Here is a 3642-nt window from a genome sequence, read left to right on the forward strand (position 1 = left end):
TGAGCCGCATCCGCTTCAGGGGGCGCGGACTGCTGCTGTTCACCATCCTGTCGGTGTCGATGTTTCCGCAGATCGCGGTGCTTTCCGGCCTGTTCGAGCTGATCCGCAATTTCGGCCTGTTCAATTCGCTGTGGTCTCTGGTGTTCTCCTACATGATCTTCACCCTGCCCTTCACCGTCTGGGTGCTGACCACCTTCATGCGCGACATGCCGATCGAGATCGAGGAGGCGGCGATCATGGACGGGGCCTCGTCGTTCACCATCATCCGCCGCATCTTCCTGCCGCTGATGTGGCCAGCGATGGTCACCACCGGGCTGCTCGCCTTCATCCACGCCTGGAACGAATTCCTGTTCGCCCTCACCTTCCTGTCGACCGACAGCCAGCGCACCGTGCCGGTGGCAATCGCGATGATCTCGGGCCTTTCCGAGTTCGAGGTGCCGTGGGGCAACATCATGGCGGCGTCCGTGATCGTCACCGTGCCGCTAATCGCGCTCGTCCTCGTCTTCCAGCGCAAAATCGTTTCCGGCCTCACCGCCGGCGCCGTGAAAGGATAATCTCATGGCCTCCATCGAACTGAAGAAAATCTGCAAGTCCTTCGGCCATGTCGAGGTGCTGAAGGATATCGACCTCAACCTCGAAAAGGGAGAATTCGTCGTCTTCGTCGGCCCGTCGGGCTGCGGCAAGTCCACGCTGTTGCGGCTGATCGCCGGGCTGGAGGATATTTCCGGCGGCGACCTGATGATCGACGGCGAGCGCGTCAACAACGTGCTGCCGGCAAAGCGCGGCATCTCCATGGTGTTCCAGTCCTACGCGCTTTACCCGCATATGACGGTCTATGAGAACATGGCCTTCGGCCTGGAACAGGCGAAGCTGGACAAGGCGGAGGCCGACAAGCGCATTCGCGAGGCGGCCGAGATGCTGCAGATCACACCCTATCTCGACCGCAAGCCGCGGCAGCTTTCCGGCGGCCAGCGCCAGCGCGTCGCCATCGGCCGGGCGATCACCCGCCAGCCGCGCATCTTCCTGTTCGACGAGCCCCTGTCGAACCTCGATGCGGCACTTCGGGTCGATACCCGCATCGAGATCGCGGCGCTTCACAAGCGCATGAAGGGCGTGACCATGATCTATGTGACCCATGACCAGGTCGAGGCGATGACGCTTGCCGACCGGATCGTGGTGCTGAACGCAGGCCATGTGGAACAAGTCGGCACGCCGATGGAGCTTTACATGAAGCCCGCCAGCCGTTTCGTCGCGGAATTCATCGGCTCGCCGCGCATGAATGTGATCGAGGGCGACATCGCAGACGGGTTCGGCGCAGCGGCCTGCGGCATCCGCCCGGAGCATCTCGCGATTTCGCGCGAGGATGGCCTCTGGAGCGGGAAAGTGCTGCTTTCAGAGGAACTTGGAAGCGATACTTACATTCACGTCGAAACCGAAAATGCCGGCATGCTTAATGTCCGCGCACCGGGCGCGCAGGATTTCGAAGCCGGCGAACGCGTGTTCGTGACACCCGACGAGACGGCGCTGCATCGCTTCGACGCTGCCGGCGCGGCGATCTAGGGGGCTGGGCATGAACAGCAGACCAACCGAACCGCCGCGCCCGATCTGCGTCATCGGCAATGCCAATCTCGACCTCGTGACCGGCAGTATCGACGACTGGCCGGAATGGGGAACGGAGATTTTTCTTTCAAGATCGGATTTCCGCATCGGCGGATCGGCGGCCAATACCGCGCTCGTGCTCCAGCGTCTGGACCATCCCGTCGGCCTCGTCTCCGCAACGGGCAGCGATGCGGCAGGCGCGATGATCACCCACCAGTTCGCCAGCGCCCTCGACCGGATCGCCGTCCGGCCCGGCCCGACATCGATCTCCGTCGGCATCTTGCAGACCGGCGGCGAGCGCAGCTTCTTTTCCACCAACGGCCATCTCGACGGGCTCGATGCCGCCTTCTTCTCCTCAGCGTTGGAAGACTGGCCGCTTGCTGGCGCGATCGCGCTGGTCTCCGGCGGCTTCGCCCTGCCCGGCCTGATGGCCGAGCACACGGCGTTTCTGAAGCGGCTGAGGGCGCGTGGTGCAACCATCGCCATCGATCCCGGCTGGCCGGGCGACGGCTGGAACGATGACGCCATCGGCATTGCCCGCGCATGGATCGGTCTTGCCGACCACATTCTGCTGAACGATAAGGAAGCGCTCGGGCTATCCGGCGAGAACGCCGTGCATGCCGCCTGCCGGGCGCTCGCCCCCCATATGCGCGCCGATGCCGCCCTTGTGGTGAAACGCGGTCCGGAAGGCGCCGCCTGCTACCGACATCGCAACTATATTATCGAACAGGCCCTCCCTCTCGACGTAATCGACACGGTGGGCGCCGGCGACGCCTTCAACGCAGGCTATCTGAGCGCCGTCGCGCAAGGCCTATCCGAGCGCGCGGCGCTGAGGCGCGGCATCGACGTCGCCTCCGCGGTGATCAGCGAATTTCCCCGCAGCGGCGATGCCATCGTCCCGGAAAGGCGTGCGGCTCCATGCGCAATATCCTCCTCCTGATCGCCGACGATCTCGGACGCATGACTGGCTGCTACGGCGAGGCCGCGATCGCGACGCCCAATATCGACCGGCTTGCCGAAACCGGCACACGCTTCGACATGGCGTTCACCTCCACCGCCTCGTGCTCGGCCAGCCGCTCGGTGATCTATACCGGCCTGCACACGCATGAGACCGGACAATACGGCCTCAACCACGACAATCACCACTTCATGACCTTCGATCATGTGGAAACCGCCCCGGCTCTTCTGAACGCCGCCGGCATGAAGACCGGGATTATCGGCAAGATCCATGTCGGCCCGGATGCGGTCTATCCATGGCAGGTGCGCGAGGAGAGCTGGCAGCGCGATGTGCGCTGGGCGGCCGACCGCGCCGCTGCCTTTTTCCGGGACGCGAAAGCGGAGCAAAAGCCCTTCTTCCTCACCATCGGCTTCATTGATCCGCATCGCGACGAGACCCGCGGCGGCTTCGGCAATGACCGCGCCTATCCCGGCGTCGAGGATCGCATCTTTGCGCCCGAAGCAGTGACCGTGCCGCCCTTCCTGACCGACCTGCCGGAGGTGCGCCACGAACTGGCCGATTATTACCGCTCGATCCACCGCCTCGATCAGGGCGTCGGCATGGTTCTCGATGAACTGGAAAAGGCAGGGCTTTCCGATGACACGCTCGTCGTCTTCCTCTCCGACAACGGTTCGCCCTTCCTCAATTCCAAGACCACGCTTTACGATGCCGGCGTGCATCTGCCGCTGATCATCCGCAGGCCCGGTGGTCACGCGGGCGTAGAAAACCCCAATCTGGTCTCCTTCACCGATATCCTGCCGACCTTTCTCGACTGGGCGGGCCATGCGCCGCCGCCCGGGCTCCGAAAGGGCCGCTCCCTGCTCCCGATCCTCGAATCGGAGAAGCTTGAGGATGACTGGCAGGCCGTGTTCGGCTCGCACACCTTCCACGAGATCACCAATTACTGGCCGACGCGCTTCATGCGCACCACGCGCTACAAATATCACCGCAATGTCGCCTGGCAGCTCGATTTCCCCTTCTCCGGCGATCTCTATGGCTCGCTGACATGGGAGGGTATCCGCAATCAGAACCCGGCGATGATCGGC

General features: G+C 63.5%; 4 protein-coding genes. All 4 read left to right on the plus strand.

What is annotated here, in order from left to right:
* Positions 1-554 (plus strand): carbohydrate ABC transporter permease (locus B4E36_RS11390; RefSeq protein WP_345900363.1); only part of this gene is annotated, 554 nt, incomplete at its 5' end.
* Between the two features lie 4 nt (positions 555-558).
* The gene (locus B4E36_RS11395) at positions 559-1560 is read left to right on the plus strand and encodes an ABC transporter ATP-binding protein (RefSeq protein WP_292053203.1); all 1002 of its coding nucleotides are present in this window, start codon (positions 559-561) and stop codon (positions 1558-1560) included.
* Between the two features lie 10 nt (positions 1561-1570).
* Entirely contained in the window at positions 1571-2539 is a 969-nt protein-coding gene (locus tag B4E36_RS11400) for a carbohydrate kinase family protein (protein ID WP_292053202.1), read from the plus strand.
* On the plus strand, positions 2518-3642 hold a 1125-nt coding region (locus B4E36_RS11405), incomplete at its 3' end, for a sulfatase (RefSeq protein ID WP_345900364.1). The genes B4E36_RS11400 and B4E36_RS11405, both read left to right, overlap by 22 nt.

Source organism: Martelella sp. UBA3392, from assembly GCF_002358775.1.
Lineage (GTDB): Bacteria > Pseudomonadota > Alphaproteobacteria > Rhizobiales > Rhizobiaceae > Martelella > Martelella mediterranea.